Source organism: Psychrobacter fulvigenes, from assembly GCF_904846155.1.
GTDB lineage: Bacteria > Pseudomonadota > Gammaproteobacteria > Pseudomonadales > Moraxellaceae > Psychrobacter > Psychrobacter fulvigenes.
Map to the genome: position 1 here is coordinate 951,940 of NZ_CAJGZP010000001.1, position 26,249 is coordinate 978,188.

21 protein-coding genes and 1 tRNA gene are annotated in these 26,249 nt (G+C 43.8%); 14 read left to right on the top strand and 8 right to left on the bottom strand.

Going from position 1 to position 26,249, the window contains the following annotated elements:
- Nucleotides 1-131: 131 nt before the first annotated feature.
- From JMX03_RS04235 to JMX03_RS04280, 10 genes are all read left to right on the top strand, one after another.
- On the top strand, nucleotides 132-1,322 hold the full coding sequence (locus tag JMX03_RS04235) for a porin (protein WP_201594715.1): 1,191 nt from the start codon (nucleotides 132-134) through the stop codon (nucleotides 1,320-1,322).
- Between the two features lie 230 nt (nucleotides 1,323-1,552).
- Nucleotides 1,553-3,187: a CTP synthase gene (locus JMX03_RS04240; RefSeq protein ID WP_201575246.1), complete on the top strand. Its 1,635-nt coding sequence runs from the start codon at nucleotides 1,553-1,555 to the stop codon at nucleotides 3,185-3,187.
- Nucleotides 3,188-3,461: 274 nt separating this feature from the next.
- Nucleotides 3,462-4,337, top strand: coding sequence for a 3-deoxy-8-phosphooctulonate synthase (gene kdsA, locus JMX03_RS04245; RefSeq protein ID WP_201597794.1), 876 nt, complete (start codon nucleotides 3,462-3,464; stop codon nucleotides 4,335-4,337).
- 100 nt (nucleotides 4,338-4,437) lie between these two features.
- Nucleotides 4,438-4,683 (top strand): hypothetical protein, encoded by a 246-nt coding sequence (locus JMX03_RS04250; protein ID WP_201594717.1) that lies wholly within the window; start codon nucleotides 4,438-4,440, stop codon nucleotides 4,681-4,683.
- A gap of 99 nt (nucleotides 4,684-4,782) precedes the next feature.
- Nucleotides 4,783-5,007, top strand: a complete 225-nt coding sequence (locus tag JMX03_RS04255; protein WP_201575243.1) for a heavy-metal-associated domain-containing protein — start codon at nucleotides 4,783-4,785, stop codon at nucleotides 5,005-5,007.
- A gap of 338 nt (nucleotides 5,008-5,345) precedes the next feature.
- The gene (locus JMX03_RS04260; protein WP_201594719.1) at nucleotides 5,346-7,694 is read left to right on the top strand and encodes a heavy metal translocating P-type ATPase; all 2,349 of its coding nucleotides are present in this window, start codon (nucleotides 5,346-5,348) and stop codon (nucleotides 7,692-7,694) included.
- A gap of 334 nt (nucleotides 7,695-8,028) precedes the next feature.
- Nucleotides 8,029-9,345: a phosphopyruvate hydratase gene (gene eno, locus JMX03_RS04265; RefSeq protein WP_201594721.1), complete on the top strand. Its 1,317-nt coding sequence runs from the start codon at nucleotides 8,029-8,031 to the stop codon at nucleotides 9,343-9,345.
- Nucleotides 9,346-9,490: 145 nt separating this feature from the next.
- Nucleotides 9,491-9,799 carry an FtsB family cell division protein gene (locus JMX03_RS04270; RefSeq protein WP_201594723.1) on the top strand — a complete coding sequence of 103 codons (309 nt, stop codon included), beginning with the start codon at nucleotides 9,491-9,493 and terminating at the stop codon, nucleotides 9,797-9,799.
- Nucleotides 9,800-9,963: 164 nt separating this feature from the next.
- Nucleotides 9,964-10,710: a 2-C-methyl-D-erythritol 4-phosphate cytidylyltransferase gene (ispD, locus tag JMX03_RS04275; protein WP_201594725.1), complete on the top strand. Its 747-nt coding sequence runs from the start codon at nucleotides 9,964-9,966 to the stop codon at nucleotides 10,708-10,710.
- 428 nt (nucleotides 10,711-11,138) lie between these two features.
- Nucleotides 11,139-11,759, top strand: a complete 621-nt coding sequence (locus JMX03_RS04280; RefSeq protein WP_227677793.1) for a BLUF domain-containing protein — start codon at nucleotides 11,139-11,141, stop codon at nucleotides 11,757-11,759.
- Nucleotides 11,760-12,140: 381 nt separating this feature from the next.
- Here the strand turns inward: JMX03_RS04280 and JMX03_RS04285 are convergent.
- The 3 genes from JMX03_RS04285 to pyrC form a co-directional block, all read right to left on the bottom strand.
- A tRNA-Glu gene (locus tag JMX03_RS04285) sits at nucleotides 12,141-12,216 on the bottom strand.
- 483 nt (nucleotides 12,217-12,699) lie between these two features.
- A complete protein-coding gene (gene rnt / locus JMX03_RS04290; protein ID WP_227695904.1) occupies nucleotides 12,700-13,359 on the bottom strand; it encodes a ribonuclease T in 660 nt (219 codons plus the stop codon).
- 294 nt (nucleotides 13,360-13,653) lie between these two features.
- Complete coding sequence (gene pyrC / locus JMX03_RS04295) at nucleotides 13,654-14,724, bottom strand: dihydroorotase (RefSeq protein ID WP_201594727.1); 1,071 nt, start codon at nucleotides 14,722-14,724, stop codon at nucleotides 13,654-13,656.
- A gap of 504 nt (nucleotides 14,725-15,228) precedes the next feature.
- Between pyrC and JMX03_RS04300 the strand changes: the two genes are divergently transcribed.
- A complete protein-coding gene (locus tag JMX03_RS04300) occupies nucleotides 15,229-16,467 on the top strand; it encodes an argininosuccinate synthase (protein ID WP_201594729.1) in 1,239 nt (412 codons plus the stop codon).
- Between the two features lie 130 nt (nucleotides 16,468-16,597).
- On the opposite strand, the gene JMX03_RS04305 is transcribed toward JMX03_RS04300, so the two are convergent.
- Nucleotides 16,598-17,929 (bottom strand): hypothetical protein, encoded by a 1,332-nt coding sequence (locus tag JMX03_RS04305; RefSeq protein WP_201594732.1) that lies wholly within the window; start codon nucleotides 17,927-17,929, stop codon nucleotides 16,598-16,600.
- A gap of 135 nt (nucleotides 17,930-18,064) precedes the next feature.
- Between JMX03_RS04305 and JMX03_RS04310 the strand changes: the two genes are divergently transcribed.
- Both JMX03_RS04310 and JMX03_RS04315 read left to right on the top strand, forming a co-directional pair.
- Nucleotides 18,065-18,580, top strand: coding sequence for a L,D-transpeptidase (locus JMX03_RS04310; protein ID WP_201594734.1), 516 nt, complete (start codon nucleotides 18,065-18,067; stop codon nucleotides 18,578-18,580).
- Between the two features lie 183 nt (nucleotides 18,581-18,763).
- Nucleotides 18,764-19,384 (top strand): nitroreductase family protein, encoded by a 621-nt coding sequence (locus tag JMX03_RS04315; RefSeq protein WP_201594735.1) that lies wholly within the window; start codon nucleotides 18,764-18,766, stop codon nucleotides 19,382-19,384.
- Between the two features lie 197 nt (nucleotides 19,385-19,581).
- On the opposite strand, the gene JMX03_RS04320 is transcribed toward JMX03_RS04315, so the two are convergent.
- The 4 genes from JMX03_RS04320 to JMX03_RS04335 all read right to left on the bottom strand — a co-directional run bounded on the left by JMX03_RS04320 (nucleotide 19,582) and on the right by JMX03_RS04335 (nucleotide 24,469).
- Nucleotides 19,582-20,511: an IS3 family transposase gene (locus tag JMX03_RS04320; RefSeq protein ID WP_201597723.1), complete on the bottom strand. Its 930-nt coding sequence runs from the start codon at nucleotides 20,509-20,511 to the stop codon at nucleotides 19,582-19,584.
- Complete coding sequence (locus JMX03_RS04325) at nucleotides 20,415-20,930, bottom strand: helix-turn-helix domain-containing protein (RefSeq protein ID WP_201594307.1); 516 nt, start codon at nucleotides 20,928-20,930, stop codon at nucleotides 20,415-20,417. The genes JMX03_RS04320 and JMX03_RS04325 overlap by 97 nt, the downstream gene beginning before the upstream one ends.
- 132 nt (nucleotides 20,931-21,062) lie before the next feature.
- Entirely contained in the window at nucleotides 21,063-22,637 is a 1,575-nt protein-coding gene (locus JMX03_RS04330) for a CYTH and CHAD domain-containing protein (RefSeq protein WP_201594737.1), read from the bottom strand.
- Between the two features lie 245 nt (nucleotides 22,638-22,882).
- Entirely contained in the window at nucleotides 22,883-24,469 is a 1,587-nt protein-coding gene (locus JMX03_RS04335; protein WP_201575231.1) for an isocitrate lyase, read from the bottom strand.
- Nucleotides 24,470-25,089: 620 nt separating this feature from the next.
- On the opposite strand from JMX03_RS04335, the gene JMX03_RS04340 reads away from it, so the two are divergent.
- Nucleotides 25,090-26,079, top strand: coding sequence for a LysR family transcriptional regulator (locus JMX03_RS04340; protein WP_201575230.1), 990 nt, complete (start codon nucleotides 25,090-25,092; stop codon nucleotides 26,077-26,079).
- The last annotated feature ends 170 nt before the right edge of the window (nucleotides 26,080-26,249 follow it).

A 26,249-nucleotide genomic window follows, 5' to 3' on the forward strand; every position in this document is an offset into this window, starting at 1 on the left:
CGTATTTCAACCGTTATAAGAGAAACGCTAAGCAAGCTTATAGTGTTAATGATATAATGATGGGCAGCAGCTGATCATATTTTGCTCCTTCGTATAACTGTAAAAACCATAAAGTAAAGGTAGATATATCTATGAAAAAAATACTTTTAGTGACTGCAATGGCGGCTTTTTCACTACCTAGCGCACAGGCAGCCCCGAAGTTTTACGGAAAAGTGTTTTTGACCGCGGATTATATCAATGCCAAAGCAGATATGAACACGCGGCTTGGCGTCAATGAAACCACCAAAGTCTTAAGTGCTTATGATGAGGATGTCGTAGAGCTAACCTCGCACTCTTCACGTTTGGGAGTCAAAGGCTCTGAGGCCATGACGGATAATACGGATGTGGTCTATCAGCTAGAGTATCGCATCAGTGTGGACGGTGATGATAAAAGCTTTAAAAGCCGTGATACGTATTTAGGACTGGCTAACAAACACTTTGGCGAGTTTCGCTTTGGGCGTAACTCATCAGTACTAGGAGAGGTGGACAAGGCCATCGTCACCGAAGGCTACTGGGATAACTTGGGCGACAGTAAGCTCAAAAGCAATAATAAGCCCAGAGCACTGAACATGCTTGATGATTCACGGCAGGATAACTCCATGGTATGGATTGCGCCTAAGTACAAGGACTTACCTTTAGAGTTGCGAGTGCAATACGCCCTTGATGAGAGCAGCGCAGCTGACAGCAATGACAGCCAAGACGGCTTTGGGGCTTCTTTAATGTATAAGGCAAAAGCTGGTTATACGTTAGGTCTTGCCTATAGTAAGGATATGGATATAAGCGATGACATCAATATCTTAGACCTGACAGATCCAGATGAGCCACGTAGGAGTAAAGTTGATTACGGTGGTGACGTTATCCGCGCTGAGGTGACGGCTGATTTAGACAAGTATATGGCAGTGCCAGTCACTTTAGGGCTGCTGTACCAGCAAGCTGACTATGATTTTACAGGCTCCAAAAAAGAAAAAGGTCTGGTGGTTAGCGGTGAGATGGACTTAAAAAACTTTACCAAGCCAGCTTCTGTCTATCTGCAGTACAATAAGACAGACAATCTAAATGGTTATAATAATTCCAATTCAGAGCAAATGGTGCTTGGCGGTAAGTACAAATTTAAGAAAAACATTACCGCTCATGCCTATATCGGTAAAAACTCAGCTGACTATGTAGCCGTTGGCAAAATTAAAGGCGTGGATGTGAATGATAAAAAATACGAGCGCTATGACAATATTGAATCAGATATAGAGGTGTTTGCTTTTGGTGGCGGCTTAGAATACAAATTCTAAATTAGGGGCTATATAAATGCTATAATAGTAGAAGTACGATAAAGGCTTATCTTTCGCTGATAAGTCTTTTTTTGTTGCTTAATGTTCAACAGATCCCAAAGTAAGACGAAATTCAAAAGCCAATGTTTTGAGCGGCTTTTCAGTAAGTTTAGCCAAGTTTTATCTTTTGCCCTATATTTTGTGGCGTATTTTTAGTAAAATCCTTCTTTACCAATTACCGAAAGAGTACTATGACCAAGTTTATATTTGTGACCGGTGGGGTAGTGTCCTCACTAGGAAAAGGTATTACCGCAGCCTCTCTTGCTGCGATACTTGAAGCCCGCGGCGTCAGCGTAACGATGACCAAGATGGATCCATACATCAACGTCGATCCAGGTACCATGAGTCCATTCCAGCATGGTGAGGTATTCGTGACCGAAGATGGCGCCGAGACAGATTTGGATTTGGGCTATTATGAGCGTTTTTTACGCCATTCAAAAATGAGTAAGGGCAACAACTTTACCAGTGGTCGTATCTACCAAAACGTCCTGAATAAAGAGCGTCGTGGTGAGTATCTAGGTGGCACGGTACAGGTAATTCCGCACATCACTGATGAGATTAAGAGCAAAATCTTGGCCAGCGGTGAAGGCTATGATATCGCCATTATCGAGATTGGCGGTACGGTCGGTGACATCGAGTCGCTGCCGTTTATGGAAGCCGTGCGCCAGATGCAAGTAGAGCTTGGCCGTAATAGAGCCATGCTGATGCACTTGACGCTAGTGCCTTATATTGCCAGTGCTGGTGAAACCAAAACCAAGCCCACTCAGCATTCGGTGAAAGAGCTGCGCTCTATCGGTCTGCAGCCTGATATCTTAATCTGCCGCTCTGATCATCACATCTCACAAGACAACCGCCGTAAGATTGCGCTATTTACCAACGTCGAAGAGCGTGCGGTCATCATGTGTGAAGATGCCGAAAGCATCTATCAAATACCGCGCACGCTGCATGAGCAAGATCTCGATGATCTGATCTGTGAGCGCTTTGGTCTGGATGTGCCAGAAGCAGATTTGAGCGATTGGGATAAGGTGGTTGAAGCTCAGCTCAATCCTGAAGCGACTGTCACAGTTGCGATGGTCGGCAAATACGTCGAGCTGCCTGATGCTTATAAGTCTATCAACGAAGCCTTGCTACACGCGGGTATCACTCACAAGCTCGCTGTCAAGATTGACTATATTGATGCTGAGTTTTTGGAAACTGATGACAAACTAATGGCGCAGCTAAAAGAAGCTGATGCTATCTTAGTGCCAGGTGGTTTCGGTGAGCGTGGTACGTTCGGTAAGATTAAAGCCATCACTTATGCTCGCGAAAACAAAGTTCCATATTTGGGTATCTGTCTTGGTATGCAGCTGGCAGTGATTGAATATGCGCGTAATGTACTGCATATCGACGCCAATTCTTCTGAATTTGATCGTAAGGCGGCTGAGCCTATCATAGGCCTCATCACTGAGTGGTTGGATGAGCGCGGCGAGTTACAAATCCGCACGGATGATTCAGACCTTGGTGGTACCATGCGTCTGGGTGCACAGCAAGCCGAGCTGGTTGCTGGTAGCAAGCTCAGCCAAATCTATGGCGCGAGCAATATCACTGAGCGTCATCGCCATCGTTATGAGATGAACAACCGCTATATTGAGCCACTGGAGCAAGCGGGTATGAGCATCTCTGGCTACTCTGCCAAGCAGCATTTGGTTGAAGCGGTCGAGATTGCCGATCATCCTTGGTTTATCGCGGTACAGTTCCATCCAGAGTTCACTAGCTCGCCACGTGGTGGTCACCCGTTATTTAATAGCTTTGTCAAAGCGGCAAAGACTTATAGCGATAAAGGATAGGGTTTTTTAGCGTGCTATTTAGCATAATATTAAGCTGATTATTTTTTAACGCGCCATGATAAAAAAGACTGATCTTCGGATTGGTCTTTTTTGCTTTTAGTGGGTGGGTTCAACTTTCTGACGACCGCAAGTTTTGTGGTCTGTTACTTATGATGACAGCTAATTACGCTTGTACACTTTTTTTTCTTAGCCTATCGGTTACAATGTCAGCTATCAGTATCAATGACGATAATATGAATAACAATAAAGAGGACAGCCTTGCATGGATAAACAGATGGATAACCTATTAACCGCACAATCACATATTCAGCTCAGCACTCCTGATAACCACAGCATCAATATCGGCAATGATCAGCCGTTTGTATTATTTGGTGGTATGAACGTTTTGGAGTCAAAAGAGCTGGCCTTTGAGATTGCTGAGCAATATATCGATATTTGTCAGCGTTTGGGTATCGGTTATGTGTTTAAGGCCAGCTTTGATAAGGCCAACCGTTCAAGCTTGCACTCGTTTCGTGGGCCTGGGCTTGAAAAAGGTGTAGATTGGCTCGGACAGATCAAAGAAAAGTATAATGTGCCTATCATTACGGATGTCCATGAGCCGTACCAAGCTGAGCCAGTGGCTGAAGTGGCTGATATTATTCAGTTACCTGCTTTTTTGTCGCGTCAGACAGATCTGGTGCATGCGATGGCCAAGACAGGCGCAATCATCAATATCAAAAAAGCCCAGTTTTTAGCGCCGCACGAGATGCGCCATATCGTCAATAAATGCTTAGAAGCCGGTAACGATAAGCTGATTCTTTGTGAGCGTGGTAGCGCCTTTGGGTATAATAATCTGGTCGTGGATATGCTCGGCTTTGATACCATGAAGCAGATGGATGTGCCGGTATTCTTTGATGTGACTCACAGTCTACAGCAGCCAGGCGCACGCAGTGACAGCGCAGGTGGCCGCCGTGAGCAGATTACCACCCTCGCACGTGCAGGTATGGCGACAGGTCTGGCAGGACTGTTTTTGGAAGCGCATCCGAACCCTGAAGCTGCCAAGTGTGATGGTCCCTGTGCGCTGCGTATGAGTCAGCTAGAGCCATTCTTGCGTCAGCTGAAGCAAATTGATGAGCTGGTAAAAGGTTTTGAAGTATTGGATACTCAGTAATCAAAGCAGTCATGGTAAAAGCTTATGCAGCCACTTAGCTAGATAAAGACAAATATAGGCGATAGACAAATAAGTGATTAGATAATAAGAGGGCAAGATAATGGCGATTCAAGTAGCACAAGTGAGTATCGAAAATATCGATGATGCTGAGGGTCTAGAAAGCGTAATGGTCGCCCTACAGAACATCACAGGCGTGATCGCTATTGAGCTTGATCCTGCTAGTAACGTCGCCACAGTACGTTACGAGGATACTGATACCAGTATCCATGCTCTGACTGCTGCGATTAGTATGGTGGATTATGTCACTCAGCCGTTTCCTGTTGATGCACCGCAAAACCCAGATTAACTTTGGTTAGATTAACGTTAGTCAGTTACGAACCTGTATAATAGTAAAACGCTAACGACTTTTATAAATAACAAAATACACAATAATAAGGAGCCTAACATGGCAAACCAAACTCGTATTATAAAAATTGATGGCATGACTTGCGGCGGCTGTGTCCAAAGTGTTCACAATGCCACTGCTGATATCGACGGCTTAGAGACCATGACGGTAGAGCTGGCTGATAATCAAGCCACGGTTACTTTTGATGATAGCCTGACAAGCGCGGAAAAAATCGCTGAAGCTATCGAAGACGCAGGCTTTGATGCGACAGTTGCAAACGCTTAAATTTATATCCTAGTTGCAGGGCGTGTCCTCAGTCTGAATGATGTACTCTAAATGGGCTAAAAACGGCTAAATCTTTGCCAAACCGCGTCAAATATCTTGCTAATATCCTGATACTACCTACGCTATTTTCCTAGTTTGGCTGCAATTTATCTCGTTTTTATCACTATTTCCAAAATAAGGACACGCCCTAGTAAAAACCAGCTGCTATGGCTGGTTTTTTATATAGATCGTATCGATATGTAGGTAGGTATGACAGACAGTCAGTAAGCCTATGCTGTCATCGCCACAATCTTTACATTCAATTTTCTCTTTTATCATCGCCATCATGAGCTTTATATATGAATGATTTCACCAAAAAATCGACACATCAGGCCAATGAAGTGGAAACTGAAATCACAGCTGCTAATCAGTCGCAGCCACAGCAGGCGCATTTGCAGCTAGCGATTGATGGGATGACGTGTCAGGCGTGTGCCTCACGAATCGAAAAAGTGCTGAATAAAAAATCTGCCATCCATCAGGTCAACGTCAACTTCGCAGGCGAAACAGCCAACGTTGACTACGACTCTACGCAGACCACTCCCGAAGAGATTACCGAGTGGGTCAATAAAACGGGCTTTGTCGCCAACTTGCAGGCAGGTGATAGCTTGTTTGCGCAGACTGACAAGGATACAGCCACTGAGTACCCGTGGCGATTGATAGGCTTATGGATTTGCTTGGTGCCGTTCTTAGTCGGCATGGCAGGTATGCTTATCGGTCAAGGTATGGCATGGATGCCACCCGTGTGGATCCAGTTTATTTTGGCGACGATTGTACAGTTTGGCTTGGCATTGCCGTTTTATAAAAGCGCGTGGGCGTCGATCAAAGGCGGTCTTGCCAATATGGATGTCTTGGTGGTCATCGGTACGGTCACTATTTGGGCATACTCGACCTATCTATGGTTTGCGCATGGTGATGGCAGCTTCGGCAGTCTGTTCCAAAGCTCAGGCAGTCATGATGGCCCTCCTGTTTATTTCGAAGCAGGGGTAATGGTGATTGCCTTTGTGCGTACTGGCAAGTACTTGGAAGAGCGCACCAAAAAGCACAGTTTAAACAGTATAGATCTTTTATTGTCATTAACGCCAGACGAAGTCGAGCAGCAGCAGCCAAACGGTGACTTCCATAATGTCGCACTCAAGGACGTACAGGTCGGTGATATCTTACGTGCCAAGCAAGGCAGTCGCGTGGCGACAGATGGTACTGTCACTGAGGGCAGTGGTTGGTGTGTAGAGAGCCACTTAACAGGCGAGTCCGTACCACTCAAAAAAGAACAAGGCGATGAGCTGTTAGCGGGGGCGTTAGTCGAGAATGGCAGCCTGTTATACCGTGTACGAGCCAAGGGCAGCGATACCAAGCTTGGAGATATGGTACAAGCGCTGAGCGATGCGCAAGGTTCAAAGTCTAACTTGGCACGTCTAGCAGACAGGGTGACGGCAGTATTCGTCCCTGTCGTCGTTGCTATCGCTATTGTCACCTTTATAGTGACATGGTGGATCACGGGTACAGTCAGTACTGCATTGATGCACTCTGTCTCTGTGCTAGTGATTGCCTGTCCCTGTGCGCTTGGCTTGGCCACGCCTGCGGCAATTATGGCCGGTATGGGCGTAGCGGCGCGTCATGGCGTCTGGTTTAAAGACGCTCAAAGCCTTGAGGCAGCAGGTGATATTGATACCGTGGTACTCGATAAAACCGGCACATTAACCATCGGTAGACCCACTATCGTGGACGAGGTGATGGTTGATAAGTCGCTTGCGGCCGATGATGTACTGCAGATCGCTGCCAGTGTCGAAGTACATGCCAGTCATCCGCTTGCCACTGCTCTGATTAATGCGGCAAAAGATCGCGGCTTACCGCTACTGCCTGTTACTGATGTTAGCGTGGTCAAAGGTGCTGGTATTCAAGCGAATATCGAGGGACTTGGTACGGTAAAAGTCGGCACCGCAGAGTTTGCCAGCTTGACCCTACCAAAGCTAATGCCAAAAGTATGGCAGATCGCCAGTACTGTTGCGATTAGTATCAATGATGAGCCGTTGGGTGCTTTTGCTTTAGCGGATGACTTAAAGGCGGACACCCCGCAAGCTGTTACCGCACTACAAGATGCTGGTATCAAAGTCATCTTGATGAGTGGTGACAAACAATCAGTCGTCGACCATGTGGCAGGGCAACTGGGTATCGAAGCTGCTTATGGGGGAATGAGTCCACGTGACAAGGCCAGCCAAATCGCTGTATTGCAAACAGCTGGTCACAAAGTGGCAATGGCAGGTGACGGTGTCAATGATGCGCCAGCGATGGCCACAGCTGATGCTAGTTTTGCGATGTTTGAGGGAACGGATGTAGCACAGCATAGTGCCTCTGCACGCTTGATGGGTGAGTCGCTTATGCATATCGATGCCGCACAAAAAATCGCTCAAGCAACGCTACGCAACATCAAGCAAAACTTATTCTTTGCCTTCCTTTATAACACGCTGGGTATACCGCTTGCTGCATTTGGCTTTTTAAGCCCGATGATTGCAGCAGCAGCCATGGCGCTTAGCTCTATTTCGGTATTGATGAACGCCCTGCGCTTAACGCGATTCAAGACAGCGGTTGAGTTGGAAAATACAGTATCTAAACCTACCGCTGAGACTCAAAAATTAGCCGATGGTCAGTGACCCTATTGAAAGGTTAATTTGAGTCATAAAAGCTGCTGCCTAATGCGCGGTTTAAATGAATTTATGCTATGATGCAAAATACAATAGCCAGAATATTATTTGCTCAATAAAGCGTTCAGCCTAACGTTAGGTTATGGCTTTTGTAAGCAGTCAATGGCTGCAAAAAAGTCTAACTAAAAAAAGCGTGGCTGATGAGTTTTTTAAAAACTGGTTATAAGAATCTTGAATTTCTATTTCAATTTATACAGATCTGACTATATCGTTTCATTTTTATATTTTTAAGTCCCTTTTTTATCCCACACACTTGGCATGACCAAAGGAATTAACAGACATTATGTACGCTGAAGAAATCAAAAACGCCACCGAAATTAAAGACATCCGCGCACGTGAAATTCTGGACTCGCGTGGCAACCCAACGATTGAAGTTGATGTGACTCTAGCTGACGGTATTATTGGCCGTGCAGCCGCACCAAGTGGTGCCTCGACGGGCTCACGTGAAGCTCTAGAGCTACGTGATGGCGATAAAGATCGCTATATGGGTAAAGGGGTCAAAAAAGCCGTTGCCAACGTAAACAGCCAAATTCGTAGTGCCCTGATAAATACAGATGTGACTGAGCAGCAGCGTATCGATGATGCGATGATTACGCTTGATGGCACGGACAACAAAGAAAGCTTGGGTGCCAATGCTATGTTGGCCGTATCGCTAGCAGTTGCAAAGGCGGCTGCTAAAGCACAGAGCCTACCATTACATCAGTATATTGCCAACTTACGCAATCAAACGTCTCTTACCATGCCAGTACCAATGATGAACATCTTAAATGGTGGCGAGCATGCGGACAATACAGTAGATATCCAAGAGTTTATGATTGAGCCAGTAGGGTTCACGAGCTTCTCAGAAGCATTGCGTGCTGGTACTGAAATTTTTCATAGCTTAAAGTCTGTACTTAAGTCTCAGGGACTAAGCACTTCAGTAGGTGACGAAGGTGGTTTTGCCCCCAATCTACGCAGTAACGAAGAAGCCATTACCGTTATCATGCAAGCGATTGAGCAAGTGGGCTATAAGCCAGGTGATGACATTCACTTAGCGCTTGACTGTGCGGCCAGCGAGTTTTATAAAAACGGCCAGTATATCTTGGCAGGCGAAGGCAATAAGTCATTCGATAGCCAAGGCTTCTCAGACTACTTAGTTGGGCTGGCGCGTCAATATCCTATTATTTCTATCGAAGATGGTCTTGATGAGTCGGATTGGGATGGCTGGAAGTACTTGACTGAGCAAATCGGTGATAGCGTTCAGCTGGTCGGTGATGATTTGTTTGTGACCAACCCTGCTATCTTGCAAGAAGGTATCGATAAAAAAGTTGCGAATGCGATTTTGATCAAATTTAACCAGATTGGTACGTTATCAGAAACATTAGACGCCATTTATCTGGCGAAGAAAAATGGCTATGCAACGGTTATCTCGCATCGTTCAGGTGAAACCGAAGACAGCACCATTGCAGATTTAGCGGTCGGTACGGCTGCTGGTCAGATCAAAACAGGTTCGCTATGCCGCTCAGATCGCGTAGCAAAATACAACCAGTTGTTACGTATTGAACAACAAGTACGCGCCAGTTACCGTGGCCGTGAAGAGTTCATCGGTCTACGTGGTTAACCAGCTGAGCTGATAGCTAAAGCTAGGCAATATATCAACGATTGTATTATATAAATCATTGTATATTGTCTAGCAAGCTTTATCAGTATCTAACCCAATACCTCTATCTCATTTGGCATTTCTATCTTATGTATGTTGCGATCTTATGAAATATCTTAGCCAGTTTATGCTACTTGCTCTAGCCGTTGCGGTGCTGTTGGGACTGCAATATCAGTATTGGCTGGGTGAAAATGGACGTTTTGAGCATTATAACTTGCTAACCGAAATTGAAGAGCAGCAGCGCTTGAATGACAACCAAGTCGCCGCAAACAATCTGCTACGTGCTGATGTGCAAGATCTAAAAAATGGCCTTGAAGCAGTAGAAGAGCATGCTCGTCTAGACTTAGGTCTGATTAAACCCAATGAGACTTTTATACAGGTATCAACCGCACCCACGACTCACAGTCGTAATTAATGCTTTTACTATACGCTTTTCTTTTATATGTCATTTCTAGTAATGATATAGCCCATTTTAAGTTTTACAAACCTCCCTTTTTACTCTTATTGCCATGGACATCCAACCATGAGCACCAAGCTGTGAACCCTAATTTATGAACAACAAGTTATGAACAACAAGTTATGAACACTAAACCTTGTGTACATGCCATGATCGTCGCTGCTGGGCGTGGTAGTCGTTTTGGTGCGTCTATAGCCAAGCAATATACAATGCTACAAGGGCAGACACTATTACAGCATAGTGTCGCAAGGTTAGCATCTAGTGGATATATCAACGAGTGTCTATTGGTCATTGCTGCAGATGATAGTATCGCGCAAGGGTTGGATTTTGCCTTACCGATTCATTATGCTGTTGGTGGCGCTGAGCGTTGGCAGTCAGTACAAGCAGGCGTAGAAGCGATCATGAAGGCAGGCGCTGATGACTCAGATTTGGTTTTGATACATGATGCAGCGCGCTCTGCTGTGTTGAGCCATGATATTGATCAAGTCATCGAAGCCGCCATGCTAGAGCCCTATGGCGCTATTTTAGCAGCCCCTGTCGCTGATACACTCAAGCAGTCTCAGCCTATCACTCCTGATACCCAATCAAAATCTGCAACCACCAGTAGTTCAAACGATTATATCGCGCACACGGTTGACCGTAATGGGATGTGGCAGGCACAGACCCCACAAGTCTATCGGCTCGATCAACTGTATCAAGTACTGACCCATGTCGGTGAGCAGCAGCTTGCTATTACCGATGAAGCCAGTGCGTTCGAGCATATGAATCTGCCCATTCGTTTGGTGACAGGCAGTCGCCAAAATATCAAACTGACTTATCCTGATGATGCACTCTTGCTAGAGGCAATCTTAACTGCTCAGAATAAATGAATTATGCTGAGGCATGCATAAACTGAGTTTCTATTTGACTCATTGCGTCTCTCCCTTATTCATTGTTTCAATAACCAGCACTTAGCTCAATTCTTGTGTCATTGCACCCTCATTAACATCTTTATTGAGACTGTTATTGTTGCTACAAATATAGCGGCAGATTTTCTGCCGTCCTGCACTTACAAAATTCCGTTTTTTAGATATATGATTAGCGGCTACAGGCAGCTGATATAAAATAAAAGTCACCGTCATATTCTAAAAAGTTGCTTTGTTGACGTAACTAACCTATGATGTAACCAAGTTTATACAATAAAAAATAAGTCTTATAATATCAGTCATATGCTGAGCCGATTTTACATCGATAACTGTCTTGCTTTTATATTATTAGTAAAAATAAGTGTTTTTATTTCATCGTAAGGAGAAGTCGATTGCCAGAGGTTACTGATACAAGAGATGCAAAAGTAATGAATCTCTTCCAGTTCGTATATATTAGCCGTATCACTTCTACTGGAATGTCAGGCTCTAGTACGCTTAATGATATTGCTGAAGTCTCTATTAAAAATAATAAAGCCAATAATATCACTGGTATTCTTTGCTATGGCAATGGGTACTTTTTTCAGTGTGTGGAAGGGTCAGAACAAGCATTAACGAATTTAAAAAATGGCTTGTTGATGGATGATAGGCACAAAGACTTACAAATCCTAAATTTTTCTCAAATTGTTTCACGCCGTTTTAGCATCTGGTCAATGCGTTCTATTGTGCTTGAGCGTTGGATGGTCAAGGATCCTAAGGCAAAAGCACTCATGCCATTCAAACCTTTTGATTGGACGGCTGATAAATGGCAAGGATTTCTAGAGATTTTACATGGCTACTATGAAGAGCAGAAGGACAGCGATGAGATCGATGCACAGCCTATCAAATACAATGCTCTGGGTGTAACGCTAGGTAAAGTGGTAGGAGAGCACCAAGCGTTCTTTTTGATTCAAACTGTCCTTGGTGCACTTATTTTATTGGCATTGCTATGGTTTATGCTATCCGATAAGTTTTAACGACAGAACCAAAAAGTCTCGTTAGCAAAATATCGTTAGCTGTGTCAAAACTGCGGTGTCCACTAAATGTATTACTGCCACTCGTTACTCTTGCTACTCTCATTTTTGTGCATAATATAAATACTCTAAGAGTAAAAAGAGAGCTTGAATATAAAAGCCAGCAAATTGCTGGTTTTTTTAGTCTTATAACTTCTGATAATAAAGATAAACGAATACCGCTGCTCTACAGTCATTTGTAGGTTTAACAGATCTTTGAGAGTTAAACAGACCCTAGGAAGAAAAGCGTAGAGTATTATAGGCATAAAAAAGACCCGTAAAACCTTATAGATTTTACGGGTCTCATAAATGCTAAAAATAACAACTGATTAGCACTTTAATATGTGGCGTCCCCAGGGGGATTCGAACCCCCGTTACCGCCGTGAAAGGGCGGTGTCCTAGGCCTCTAGACGATGGGGACTAGGTACTACGCCTTCAGCTGCTTTCACCATTTGTGCTGAAGTGGGCATATTCTAATGGCGTCTGCGTTTTCTGTCAAGTCTTTTTCTTCGTCTTTTCAAAATTAAGTATCTTTTTTTGATAGCACGTTTTGGATGTAGGTCTTTACGCTTTAAATGATGGCGAATCCATAAAGAGGTACAGGCACTAATGGTCATCGCAAGCAGCATATAACCGATGATAGTACCCCATAATTTGAATTGTGGATCCATAGCAAAATCCCTCTGTAGTTCCCTAAATAGCGTATTGTATATGCTATTTGGGGTATGAGTAACTTAAGTCATCTCAGACAGACGGGAGCTATAAAAAGTAAGGGAACCATCTATTTTATTAAGATAATAAAATATACCAACTTTGGGTGACAGTTATCTTGCTTGTCATTTATCAGCCATATCCTTATTGATTATAAAGTCAAGATGGCGAAGTCATTTTAAATGCTAACGGCCTAGGTGGCATCGTTCTCATTTAACTCTACATTGGTTGGCTCGTTATGTAAAGCATTGGGCAACATAGGATAATGATTGAGGATATGACAAAACAATTCGGCTGTTTTTTGAGTGTCGTATAGGGCAGAGTGCGCATTATTACCATCAAAATCAAGTCCCGCTGCCTTACAAGCGCGTGCCAGTACAGTCTGACCAAATGCTAACGCTGATAAGGTCACCGTATCAAATACAGAAAACTGATGGAATGGGTTATGGTTTTTGCTATTGGTACGCAGTATGGCCGCATTTAAAAAACCTAGGTCAAAGTGAGCGTTATGACCGACCAGCACACATTGGCGACAGCCTTCGCTACGGCGTACTTCTTTGAGACCTTTAAAGATACGTCTGAGCGCAGTTTTTTCATCTTCTGCAATCGCCTTGCGCATGGGGTTGTTTGGATCGATACCTGTAAAGGCAAGGGCGCTTGCTTCTAAGTTAGCGCTTTCAAAGGGCTCGATATGAGCGTTTAGCGCCTCACCTGGATAGAACACCCCGTGTTCGTCTAGCAAGATAGGAATACAGGCAATCTCTAGTAAGGCGTCGGTATGCGAGTTAAAGCCAGCTGTCTCCACATCGACAATGACAGGCATAAACTTTCGAAAACGTTCTTTTAGCGTCATAGGTGCTGACGCTTCTTGTGCTGATTCCGTCTCATCGTTATTCACATTACTACTCACGTTTTCACTCATATTTTTAATGACGCTGTCACTCTTATTAATACTATTGGTGTTGGTGTTGATATTAAGGTTAGTACAGATGTCACTGTGCTGTTTAGCGCTGATGTCTGTCGTATTGTATTCGGTGGTCATAGCAGGTCAAATCACTTCTATCGATCGTACAAGGATGTTGAGATTATGCAAATATCCCGTGCTATCTACAATCTATAGATAGCACGGGGTAATGTGGAATGTTGTCTATGCTTTGAGAGACCAAGGCAAGCTGTCACCAGCCAGCAGTGGGGTCAGGGTCTGTCCATCAAAGTATGGATAGCCAGTAGGTACTTGCAGAGGGGTTTTGATCAAGGTAATGGTGCTTTCATTAACCGGTAGTCCATAGAACTGGGCACCAAAGCGGCTAGCAAAGCCTTCTAACTTATCAATTTTGCCAACACTATCAAAGGCGGTGGCATATAAAGGCATGGCATGGGCGGCACTATAGCAGCCGGCACAGCCACAAGCGGCTTCCTTCTGATCTGTCGCATGCGGTGCTGAGTCAGTGCCCAAAAAGAATTTTGGGTTACCACTGGTCGCCACATCTAGCAGCACTTTTTGATGCTTTTCACGTTTTAGGATGGGTAAGCAGTAAAAATGCGGCTTGATACCACCAAGAAGTAGGTGGTTGCGGTTGAACATCAAGTGCTGCGGGGTAATAGTAGCAGCAATCTGATTGCCCTGCGCCAACACAAAGTCCGCGGCATCACTGGTAGTAATGTGTTCCATGACGATCTTTAGCGTTGGGAATTTAGCAATTATCTGAGCGAGCACTTCTTCCAAAAAGCGCTTTTCACGATCAAAAATGTCGACATGATCATGAGTCACTTCACCATGGAGTAATAGTGGTAGATCATATTTTTCCATCGCTTCAAACACATCGACACAGGCATTGATATTGGTCACGCCGTCAGCAGAGTTGGTGGTTGCACCAGCAGGATAAAGCTTCACTGCTTGAACGACACCTGATTTGGCCGCTATTTCAATGTCTTTTGCGGTTGTGTTATCCGTCAGATACAGTGTCATGCGCGGATCAAAAGCAGCTTTGCGCTCGTCGCTTAAGTCACTGTCTTGTAAGTGTTGGAGGATGCGCTGACGATAAGCCAGTGCTTCATCGGCATTTTTGACAGGCGGTACTAGGTTGGGCATACAAATAACCCGATTAAAACTGTTGGCGGCATGTGGTACAGTCGTTGCCAGTGCTTTATCGTCACGAAGATGAATGTGCCAATCATCTGGCTGCAAGATGGTTAACTCTGGAATTGAATCAGTCATAGTTTTCATATCTTCTAATAAGGAAGTCAAAGAAAGGGATAGTGCTTGTTTAAGTATTATCTGGAACTGTTTGAATGTTCAACAGACTCTAATCAGTAGCAGCTATATATAAATGTATAAAGCTTGTGAATGCAAAATACGCCTGAATGATTGTTTAACATATAATTTATTTGAGTTTAATTTGTTATTGTTATGGCCTTGAAAGCGTTTTTATTATCGATGGATAAGCGACTGTTAATGACAGTATTTACTCAAGCTATCATAACAGGTTTGTTGGCATGACTAAATATCTGGCGGGTGATAAGTGTGCAAATAGTCGCACGTGACAGTATATCTGACGCTAACGACTCTAAAGTTTTGGCTAAAACTTAGCTTTGCACGGGCGTTGCACTTTTGCCGATAGTGAATATGATGTACACTGAGCAGGCAATCTATCTTTTGACTCATTATCTGTGTTTTACTTAACAATAAAATATCATACTATTTTCATACTAGGAGTTATCTATGGCTCAGCTTGATCCAAAAAATATCAATAAAATTGTGTTAGCGTATTCTGGTGGTCTTGATACGTCAATCATCGCTAGATGGCTACAAGAAACTTATGATGCAGAAGTGATTACTTTCACCGCCGACATCGGTCAAGGCGAAGAAGTCGAGCCGGCACGCGCTAAAGCTGAAGCAATGGGTATCAAACATATCCACATTGAAGACTTGCGTGAAGAGTTTGCTCGCGATTATGTGTTCCCAATGTTCCGTGCCAATGCTATCTATGAAGGCGAGTACTTACTTGGTACTTCTATTGCGCGTCCACTGATTGCCAAGCGTTTGGTTGAAATTGCAAAAGAGCATGGTGCTGATGCCATCAGTCATGGTGCCACTGGTAAAGGTAATGATCAAGTACGTTTTGAGCTGGGCGCTGTGGCATTGTCGCCAGATGTGGTCACTATTGCTCCTTGGCGTGAATGGGACTTATCAAGCCGTGAAAGCTTGATGCAATATGCCGAAGAGCATGACATTGCTATCGATTATGCCAACAAAAAGACCAAGTCACCTTATTCGATGGACGCCAACTTACTGCACATCTCGTATGAAGGTGGCATTCTAGAAGATCCGTATGCTGAAGCAGAAGACGATATGTGGCGCTGGTCAGTCAGTCCAGAAGAAGCGCCTGATGAGGCTCAGTATTTGGAATTAGAGTATGAAAAAGGTGATATCGTCGCCATTGACGGTGAGCGTTTGAAGCCTTATGAGATAATGATCAAGCTCAATGAGATTGGTGGTCAGCATGGTATCGGACGTTTAGACATCGTAGAAAACCGTTATGTCGGTATGAAGTCACGTGGCTGTTATGAGACACCAGCTGGCACGATTATGCTAAAAGCCCATCGTGGTATCGAGTCGCTCACGCTTGATCGTGAAGCCGCGCATCTAAAAGATGAGCTCATGCCGCGCTATGCAAAGATTATCTACAACGGCTACTGGTTCAGCCCTGAGCGTATGATGCTACAGGCTTTGATTGACAAGTCGCAAGAGTATGTCAATGGTACGGTCCGTGTAAAGCTGTACAAAGGTAGCGTCAGTGTGGTCGGACGTAAGTCAGATGACTCATTGTTTGATGAAAAAATCGCCACCTTTGAAGATGATGCTGGTGCCTATGATCAAAAAGACGCAGAAGGCTTTATCCGTCTAAATGGTCTACGTCTGGCTATCGAAGCCAGTCGCGGTCGTGATTTATCAAAATAAGATTTTTGATCGTTTTTAATTAAGTAGTTATTTGAATGCAAGACAAAAACAGAGACCTATCTATAGTGTCTCTGTTTTTTTATGGCTAGTTTTTATGAGTGCTAAAGACTGTCTTTCGTCAGTCACTCTGTTATTCAGCTGCGGTTGACTCTAGGCTATCATCCTCATCGACTTTGACGATGGCCACATCTTGCTGCTGGCGTTCTTCGGCCGAAACCTGTTTCACTATTGGTTCTGCTTGAGAAGCGTTGTCAGACTTTTGCATTTGATATTTCAAAGTGGCAAGTGCGCCAAGTCCACCGATGACTAAGATGATCAATAGAATGACAGGATTCCTCCAGAGAGGCTTTGGTGCGTCGTATTCAATCGGTGTCTCACTAGTAGTCACTGGCGTATTGTCACTATTACCCCCGAGTAACCCTAAGCTCACAAAAGGTGGCGTGGGCGGAGTCGCAGGTTCAGAGGTAATGCGTAAACGGTTGCGACTGAGATAGATATCAGAGATTTTTGCGAGCTGTAATAACCAACGTTGATGTGGCAGGGCGATAGCATGCATTTGTGCAAATACCAGCATGTCATTATGACGGCCTTGCTGCAAGTTATCAGATGAGCGCCCGATTGCTTTGAGATAGTTGGAAGTGGCTTGCTGCATATCTTGTACCGCAAGATCATGCTTTGGTTCAAAGCCAGTGAGCTCAAACCAGTAAGTATCAAAGGAAGGCGGAGTTAGAGTCAGCGCTGCAGCTTCTGTGGCAGTTTCTGAAGTTATATCTTCTAAGTGCTCATTCTCTGATGCGATTTCTTGATGTTGATGCTGCTGTTTATTGATATCGTCTGCATGAGCCGTATTTTTATTGTTGGCACTATTTTGGCTCGCTTCATTGGTATCATTGGTATCATTGGTATTTTCGATTAATGCAGGCGTGGTTGTTGGCACTTTTTCATCAAAGCGCTGAGCGGACAAAAACTGCGGCTGTAAGGTAAACCATTTATCCAGCTCCTCATTGTCGAGCTTGCTATAGTCGGCTAAGATGGCAAGCTCTCGGAGCACGATGACGCACAGACAGGTAAGTAAGGTTTGTACTTGTGCCGTAGTTGCATCAACCTGCGTGGCAATATACTCACTGGCCTTGACAACGCGTGCGTTATCACCAAATATGGCGTCGGCCACATCATGACGATGGTACAAGGTTGCATTGATAGTCGCAAAGTTCATGGAGTTGTGTTGACGTAGTTCTTTGACTGCTCCACGATTGAACAGCTTTTTATTGACTGTTTGACCTTGATGGCGCTGTTGATAAGCAAGTAAAGCGCTTACGATAGCCTGTAAGCTGGCACTAAGGGCAAGACGGGTCTGTGGTAGTGACAGCTGAGCTGCATCAGCCAATAACGACACCATGGGCTGGGTATCTTGGTACAAAAAGTCATACATCGACACACGTGTCGGTGAAATAGTCGTCATAATCTGCTAGCATCAAAAAAGTGTGCCTATATATTACGGTGCCAACTGCCTTGATACAATCCCCTAACATTAGAATTTTTATTATTTCTTAAATTGCGCCACAGATACTCAATAAGTAACAGCTGGGAAAATAAAATGACCAAAAATGAAGCCGCTGCCACGCAGATAGTGATCAATATCGCTCAGCAAACACTAGCGGTATATCAGCAAAATAAAAAAACAGTTCACTATACAGTGTCTACTGCCAAAAACGGCAGCGGCAGTCAGCAAGATAGTGGCTGTACGCCGCTTGGTAAGCATGTCATTGCCAAAAAGATAGGTGGCAACGCGCCCATCAATGCCGTGTTTGTCGGGCGCGTGCCCACAGGAGAGGTATATGATGCTGAGCTTGGAGCGTTACACCCTGAGCGCGATTGGATATTGAGCCGTATTTTATGGCTAAGTGGTCTTGAGGAAGGAAATAATAAAGGTAGCAATAGCCAAGGCGGCTGTGATACTTATCAGCGTTATATTTATATTCATGGCACGCCAGATACCGAACCAATGGGCATACCACTCTCACATGGCTGCGTGCGTATGCGTAATGACGATATAGCTGAGCTATTTGAGCAAGTTGTAGAGGGTACAAGGGTAACTATAGTTGCTGATTAAATAATAGGTCACTAAAAAACCTGAGTAAAACAGAATAACTTTATAGAGTTATTGATAAAATCAACTTAATATGGACTGGTTATTTTTAAGTATATTGCTATAATGACGTCCTTATAAGCGGATGAAAATTTAACGCTAAAATTGCTCACTTAATATTTAATGGTATTAACAAGGATAATTATAATGTCTAAAACGACTCTTGCAACTGTGCAACAAGCCTTTAATGATCGTCGCTCTATCTATGCTTTGGGCAGCGATTTGCCAGTAAAGCCACAGGAAATTCTTGATGTTATTGAAAGTGTGATATTGCATACGCCTTCAGCTTTTAACTCACAGTCATCACGTATGGTGGTGGTGTTTGGTGAGAAGCATCAGCAGCTGTGGGATATCACAGAGGCCAAAGTACGTGAAGCAGTTGGTGATGGCGACTTTACTGCCAGCAAGCAAAAGATTGATGGCTTTCGTGCTGCCGCTGGTACGGTTTTGTTTTATGAAGACCACAAAGTTGTCCAATCGCTGCAAGAGCAGTTTGCGCTATATGCAGACAGATTTCCTATCTGGGCGCAGCAAACGTCAGGCATGCATCAACACGCCGCATGGACAGAGCTAAGCGCGCTAGGTGTTGGGGCAAACCTGCAGCATTATAATCCATTGATTGATGAAGAGGTGGCTGCGGCTTTTTCAGTGGAAGACAGTTGGGAGCTGGTTGCGCAAATGCCGTTTGGTAATATTGTCCAACCTGCGGGCGAGAAGAGCTATCAGTCTGTCGATGAGCGTGTGAAGGTAATCGGACTAGACAGCTAGTACCAAACCCAAAAAGTGCGATTAACTTTGTCAAACTTGCTAAGCCTACTAGGAGTAGTACTTGCGCAAATTTTCCGCGCTACTCTAATTTTTGGAAATGGTATAAGATCCATAGTCTAAAACAGTTTAAATGCTAATAGTTTAAACAATAAAAAAGACAGCCGTTATTATGAACTGACCCCCTAAACTTGGACTGTTTAAGTTTGTATCAAGGACTGAGTTCTGTATTTCACAGGGCTCAGTCCTTTTAGTTTCATCTGAATTCTCTCATGATTATAGTAGTGAATATACTCATGAATCTGTTGCTCTAAGTCCTCAATAGTTTCTGGTTTCTCAATATAAATCGTCTCACACTTCAGCGTACCGAAGAACCCTTCCATCAATGCATTGTCTAAGCAATTCCCCTTACGGCTCATACTTTGCTTAATATGATTCGCTTTAAGCGACTTTGCAAACGGCTTCATCTGATAATGCCAGCCTTGATCTGAATGTAGTGTTAGCTGCTCCTTGCGCTTTTTAGGTATGCCTTTAAGTGCACTATCTAGCATCTGTTTCACTAAGTCATATACCGGTCGTCTTGAGAGCGTATAGCTGATGATCTCATTGTTATAGCAATCTAGTATAGGAGACAGATACAACTTATCCTCGCCCACTTTAAACTCAGTAATGTCAGTAAACCACCTGCGATTAGGCGCACCCGCCCTGAACTTGCGCTTGACTCTATTCTTAGCTATGACGCCGCACTGTCCTTTGTAGGATCGATACTTCTGTTGTCTGATTCTAGCAGTCAGCTTAAGCTCACTCATAAGCCGTGCGATGAGCTTATGGTTATACCTTAACCCTTCACTCTTAAGTGTTTGAGTGATTCTACGATAGCCATACCGACCTTTGTGCTGATGATAGATATCCCTGATGCGCTGTTTGAGATCGGCGTATTTATCTTCACTCCAAAGCTGTGCTCTATGATAGTAGAAACTACTCCTTGCAAGCTTTGCTATGGTGAGTAAGTCAGATAACGCGTGCTTTAGTCTTAATCCTTCGATGAGCCTTGCTTTGTCGCGGCTTGTTCCTTTTCCCGAAGCAAGGCATCGAGCTTTTTTAGATAGGCGTTCTCCGCACGCAGATATTGCAGTTCACGCTTGAGCTCTGCTAGGGTCTTTTCATTATCAGGTTTGTCTGTGATAGGAGATGCCATAGAGTGACTACCTTTATATTTGGATGTGAGTCCAGACATACCGTAGAAGCGATAAGCTTTGTGCCAGTGGCTAATAAGCGCAGGTGAGCTGATGTGGAATTTAAGGGCGGTTTCAGATTGGGTTAATCCTTCTATCAACATCGCTTCAATCACTTTGTACTTAAACTCGCTACTGTATTTAGCTTTACTGGTCTTAGGTTTAATGGCGCCTATACCACCGCTTTGATATTGTTCAATCCATTTGCGTACAAACCTTGGATTTACACCAAACTTTTCACCTGTCGCACTGCTACTATGTCCTTCTTTGTAGTATGCAATGACTTTGATCTTAAAGTCTAGATCGTAACGCATAAAAACACCCCCAAAAGTTGTGTCCAACTTATGGGGGTCAGTTCATTAAAGCGGCTGTCTTTTTTTATCTTTACTCATCTGTTCGCTCATTCAGAACTTATCGTTCAGATTGAGGATACGCTCTAGCCATTATTACCAAAAGGTAGTGCTGCTGCGGGCTTTTTCTAAGCGTTTTTGATAGCGTTTTTCACGCTTGACCAAAGTTGCAGAAAACCAACCAGCACCATACAAGGCATTGGGTTCAGTAGCTGATTTTTGCAAATAATAATCTTTATGATTTAGGTTGTCGAGATATTGCCCCAGTGCTTTTTGGGCTTTGGCTAAGCGCTTTATCCAGCGCTTGCTTTGTTTTTTAGAGTATAGAGGCGCAGCAAACTCACTGATATAGCGTAAGCTCTTTAGATGACTATTTAGATGATTGTGCAGCTTATGCTGAGCCTTTTGCTCATCATTACTATTTGAGCTGACATCGCCTGCGTTATCGATGTCTAAATCATCGAGATTGTGCTCGGCTTCGAGCAGCTTGGTATGATGTTTGGATAATATTTTTGCCAATTTATCTATGGCAAGCTTGTCCGCTTGCGCTTCAGTACTAGGATCACTCATACTAAAGGCGATCAGCTCAAGTAAGGTCAGTTGGAAGTCGTTGGCCTGCACCGCATCAATAGGGGATACCTTAATGTTTTTTAGCTCTGCACTCCAATCTACAGTGGGAGCACCTTGCTGCTTAAGCTTGGGCTGTACGGTATGCGCTAAATAAGCCACTTCACGGTATTCATCCAATAAAGTAGCAGTTTGCTTAAGAATAACTGACCATTCAGGATTGAGCTGATCTGAGAAATTATTGAAAGCCTTTAAGGCAGATTGAAGCCGCTGAATACCGATACGCAGTTGCAAGATATGACCATCATCTTCGCTGCCTTCGGCGATAGCGCTACTATTTGGTAGTATTTGCAATAAGCAGTTATTTACTACTGCGCGGACAAAAGCAGGTCTACTACTGTCTTTATGAACCTCAAGTTGGCTAAGATTGGCACTGACCGCTGGACTATACGCTTGCTCTGTAATCAGCAAACCACCACGCTCTGCCTTAGTGACTGTAGACAGGCAGAGCTTATAGCGCTTGCACCAAGTCTTGGCAGTGGCGAATAAAAAGTCCAAATCTCCCGATACCAACTCGAACTCAATTTCTTCAATGGCTTGGCGCTGAGCATCGTCCTTACCATGGATGATCTTACCATGGTCATATGCCACTTCTATACTGCTTTCATTTTTATAGTTTTTATCATCTACTAGCAGGCGAGTAGTGCGCTCTACATCAGTAACATATTGACGAGTTAAATTTTTGGCAAGTTTCTTTAGTTTAAATTTAGCCAAAGCTGGGGCGATAGCTGTGTCTTTATAAATGGTTAAATCTGGCATTAAGGCATTATCGTTTAGCATGGCTTGGACATGCTCATGATCCAAGGTGGTATTGTGCTCTAGATGTGCAGCAATGCCGTCACCACGGGCTTTGATGGTCTGTACCCAGTTATTGCCTTCTTTACGAATACGTAAGCCAATACCTGCCTGAGCCAGCTGCTGATCTGGTGTATCGTAATAGTGGGCTGCTAATTGAGTCACTTGTGAGGATTTTACTTTTGCTTGACGCATCAGACCTTTTAGACGTGCTGGTGGTATCAAAAACCTCAGTTCTATCTCTTGCACGGTCGAATCCTCCTTTGCAATTCTATTAATTTGTTACTGGTTATAGACCTACTATGTCTTAAATCAATGCATGTGACAAGGGTATCTTTTATAAAATCGCATGCAGTTAGATTGTTTGCAGCGATGGTTAAAGGGTTTTTTTAATGTTTTTTCACAAGCATGCGCCCTTTTATATAAACGTAAAAAAGCCGCCCTATATTATAGGACGGCTTTTCTTGTAACGTGCAGTTATAGATTGTCGGTGATTAGAACTGGTTCATCGTGTTCTTGCCGCCGCCAGCTTTAAGTGCGTTGTCACCAGAGAAGATTTCTTTGTGGTCATCGCCAAGGTCAGAGCCAGCCATTGCTTGGTGCTTAACACAGTCGATGCCTTCACGGATTTCTTTACGTTGTACGCCAGCAGCATAAGCAAGCATACCGTCTTCACCGAAATAGCCTTTAGCAAGCTCATGCACGCTAAGCGCTGTAGTGTGGTAAGTAGGTAGCGTGATCAAGTGATGGAATACACCCGCTTCACGTGACGCATCACGCTGGAAGTTCTTAGCAGCGATATCAGCAGCTTCATCAAGCTCAGTACCGTCGTAATCAGCACTCATCAAGTCATCCTTATTGTACGCTGAGATGTCTTTGCCTTCTTCTTCCCACTGAGCGATGATTTGCTTACGGAAGTTAAGCGTCCAGTTGAACGATGGGCTGTTGTTATAAACAAGCTTCGCTTTTGGCTCTTGCTCTTTAATACGATCAACCATCATTTTGATGTGTTCAACGTCTGGAGTCGGTGTTTCGATCCATAGTAGGTCAGCGCCGTTTTGCAAGGCAGTTACACAGTCAAGTACAACACGGTCGATGTTCGTTTCTTCACGGAACTGATATAGACCGTTTGGCAGACGAACTGGGCGTACTAGTTTGCCGTTGTGCTTAAGCAAGCTGTCGTTTTCTTTTGCATCTTCAAGAGTCACTTCTTCCATTTCGATGAAGTCAATGTACTGAGAAGCAAGGTCGCCTGGCTCTTCTGATACTGGAATTTTTTGCGTGAGTGATGCGCCTTCAGAGTCAGTACGTGCAACGATAATACCGTCTTCAACGCCAAGCTCTAGGAATGCATAACGAATCGCGTTGATTTTTGCGATGTAATCTTCATGTGGAACCGTTACTTTACCAGCTTGGTGACCACACTGCTTAGCGTCAGATACTTGGTTTTCAACCTGGATAGCACAAGCACCTGCTTCGATCATTTGCTTGGTTAACAAGTAAGTCGCTTCTTCGTTACCGAAACCAGCGTCGATGTCAGCAATGATTGGCACAACGTGTGTTTCAAAGTTTTCGATTTTTTCTAGGATAGCTGAAGTATCTTGACCAGCTTCTTCTGCAGCGTTTAGCTCACGGAAGTAGTCGTTTAGTACTTTAGCATCGGCTTGACGTAAGAAAGTGTAGATCTCTTCGATTAGCTTAGGTACTGAGGTTTTTTCGTGCATAGATTGGTCAGGTAGAGGACCGAACTCAGAACGAAGGGCCGCAACCATCCAACCTGATAGGTAGATGTAAGTTTTAGACGTCGTACCGAAGTATTTTTTCTTAGCGTACATGGTTTGCTGGGCAACAAAACCATGCCATGCACCTAAAGACTGCGTGTACTGAGACGTATCATTGTCATAGTCTTCCATATCTTGACGCATGACTTTTGCAGTATATTTTGCGATATCCAAACCAGTTTTAAAACGGTTTTGTGACATCATACGTGCCGCATCAGTCTCGCTGATATTCTGCCAGTTACCGTGCTTTTGCTTAAGTTCACGTACTAAATCGATCGCTGATTTATATGCAGTTGACATCTATAGTCTCCTTGGTGGGGTGTGAAAAATTAACGAACAAAATCAATTGGTAAAATGATCATAACTATATTTGCGTGGGATTCGCAGGGATTACAATATGGTGGCATTGATTATATCGAAGCGTCATTGCTGGTAGCATGACTAAAAATGTAGTGAGATTAGAGTAATAAACAATAATCCGTCATAAGCCTCAGCTTCATTACACTAAACAAACTTACGGATAAACACAAGGATATACTCAATAGTGCTATCATTACTTCTCGATAAGAAGTGATACAATAACCTAGTATGAGCTCAAAAACGTGTCACCAAAGTTAGGTGTGGTAGTCAGTTGATATGAGCTTTATAATCTGACCTTCGATTTGCCTACACAGGTCACTATAGCGGTCTTACTAGGATTTATCTAATTTATGATAGTTATCTTTAGTATTTTTTAAATGTATAGTGTAATAAAAACAAGTACTTAACCAAGTTGTTTTGTAGCGTGGCAGGGATGGGTTTGGTAGATCGTCAGTAAAAATCAGGGTTTGATTATACAGTTTTAACGTATATAGATCACAATAGCGGGTAAAGTCGCCAATTTTGATAGGGCGTTTATTTTAAAGCAAAGAGAAATATGTATGAATTTGCAGCGGGTTGATTTGAATTTATTGGTACATTTAGATGTATTGTTACGAGAAAAAAACGTCACACGAGCTGCTGAGCAATTAGGCATCACCCAGCCTGCGATGAGTAATATTTTGCGGCGTCTGCGTAAGCTATTCAACGATCCGCTATTGGTACGATCTTCTGAAGGTATGACGCCGACTGAGCGTGCCTTAGAGCTGCAGCCGCGGATTCGCGAGATACTCGCGGACTTAACCCAAGTACTCGAACCACGTACTGAGTTTCGCCCTTATACCACCTCGCGTGTCTTTCGTATCATGACCTCAGACTATGCTGAGGCAACCTTGGTGCCAAAGTTAGTTAAAGCATTACGCTCTGAAGCGCCCAATGTTATCTTAGACTTTTTGACCCCATCTGATGTCTCTTATCGTGACATGGAGCAAGGCCGAGTTGATTTGGCGATCAACCGTTTTAATGAGATACCGCAAAGCTTTCATCAAGTATTGGTCTGGCGAGATACTTTTAGTTGTTTATTGTCAGCTGATAGCCCTATTGCCAATCGCTTTAACTTAAAAAACTATCTCAAAGCGCAACACGTTTGGGTGTCAAAGACGGGTATGGGTGTGGGTTTTGGTGTCAACCCAGAGAAATCTGGCGGTCTTGGCTCTATCGATCAAGCGCTGCAACGTCTGGGACAAAAGCGCCAAATCAGTGTCTTTACCCGTCATTACCAAATGCCGGCCATGCTCGCTGCTAATAAAGATTTGATAGCGACGCTGCCCACACGTGTGGCGAGAATGCAGGCAAATAACGATAGTATAGTTATGAAAGAGCCACCATTTTTTATCCCTGAGTTTGAGCTAACGATGGCGTGGTCACCATTACTGCAACATCATCCAGCCCATCGCTGGTTAAGACAGCTGATCATGCATGTCGCAAGGCAAGTGGTTGCGGATGAAGAGCATCAACCGCAGGAAATTCCAGTGATCAACCATTTGTTTTGATGCGTTGTTATTTGCTTAAGCGATATGCTTAACTGTCAGATATATAAATGAGATAAATAAAAAGGACCAGCCGATGCGTTGGTCTTTTTATTGTCTTGATTCTGAGTTCAAGGGCACAGTCACATTCTTAACATCTTACGCACACTTCTTTATAACTTGTAAACCTACTC

Excerpts from the sequence above, each read along its gene's own strand:
- JMX03_RS04305 (WP_201594732.1), bottom strand. The coding sequence starts at position 17,929 with ATGACGACTATTTCACCGACACGTGTGTCGATGTATGACTTTTTGTAC.
- JMX03_RS04240 (WP_201575246.1), top strand. The coding sequence starts at position 1,553 with ATGACCAAGTTTATATTTGTGACCGGTGGGGTAGTGTCCTCACTAGGA.
- JMX03_RS04260 (WP_201594719.1), top strand. The coding sequence starts at position 5,346 with ATGAATGATTTCACCAAAAAATCGACACATCAGGCCAATGAAGTGGAA.
- JMX03_RS04255 (WP_201575243.1), top strand. The coding sequence starts at position 4,783 with ATGGCAAACCAAACTCGTATTATAAAAATTGATGGCATGACTTGCGGC.
- JMX03_RS04335 (WP_201575231.1), bottom strand. The coding sequence starts at position 24,469 with ATGTCAACTGCATATAAATCAGCGATCGATTTAGTACGTGAACTTAAG.
- JMX03_RS04300 (WP_201594729.1), top strand. The coding sequence starts at position 15,229 with ATGGCTCAGCTTGATCCAAAAAATATCAATAAAATTGTGTTAGCGTAT.
- ispD (WP_201594725.1), top strand. The coding sequence starts at position 9,964 with ATGAACACTAAACCTTGTGTACATGCCATGATCGTCGCTGCTGGGCGT.
- JMX03_RS04325 (WP_201594307.1), bottom strand. The coding sequence starts at position 20,930 with ATGCGTTACGATCTAGACTTTAAGATCAAAGTCATTGCATACTACAAA.
- pyrC (WP_201594727.1), bottom strand. The coding sequence starts at position 14,724 with ATGACTGATTCAATTCCAGAGTTAACCATCTTGCAGCCAGATGATTGG.
- rnt (WP_227695904.1), bottom strand. The coding sequence starts at position 13,359 with ATGACGCTAAAAGAACGTTTTCGAAAGTTTATGCCTGTCATTGTCGAT.
- JMX03_RS04310 (WP_201594734.1), top strand. The coding sequence starts at position 18,065 with ATGACCAAAAATGAAGCCGCTGCCACGCAGATAGTGATCAATATCGCT.
- JMX03_RS04250 (WP_201594717.1), top strand. The coding sequence starts at position 4,438 with ATGGCGATTCAAGTAGCACAAGTGAGTATCGAAAATATCGATGATGCT.
- JMX03_RS04235 (WP_201594715.1), top strand. The coding sequence starts at position 132 with ATGAAAAAAATACTTTTAGTGACTGCAATGGCGGCTTTTTCACTACCT.
- JMX03_RS04340 (WP_201575230.1), top strand. The coding sequence starts at position 25,090 with ATGAATTTGCAGCGGGTTGATTTGAATTTATTGGTACATTTAGATGTA.
- JMX03_RS04315 (WP_201594735.1), top strand. The coding sequence starts at position 18,764 with ATGTCTAAAACGACTCTTGCAACTGTGCAACAAGCCTTTAATGATCGT.
- kdsA (WP_201597794.1), top strand. The coding sequence starts at position 3,462 with ATGGATAACCTATTAACCGCACAATCACATATTCAGCTCAGCACTCCT.
- JMX03_RS04270 (WP_201594723.1), top strand. The coding sequence starts at position 9,491 with ATGAAATATCTTAGCCAGTTTATGCTACTTGCTCTAGCCGTTGCGGTG.
- eno (WP_201594721.1), top strand. The coding sequence starts at position 8,029 with ATGTACGCTGAAGAAATCAAAAACGCCACCGAAATTAAAGACATCCGC.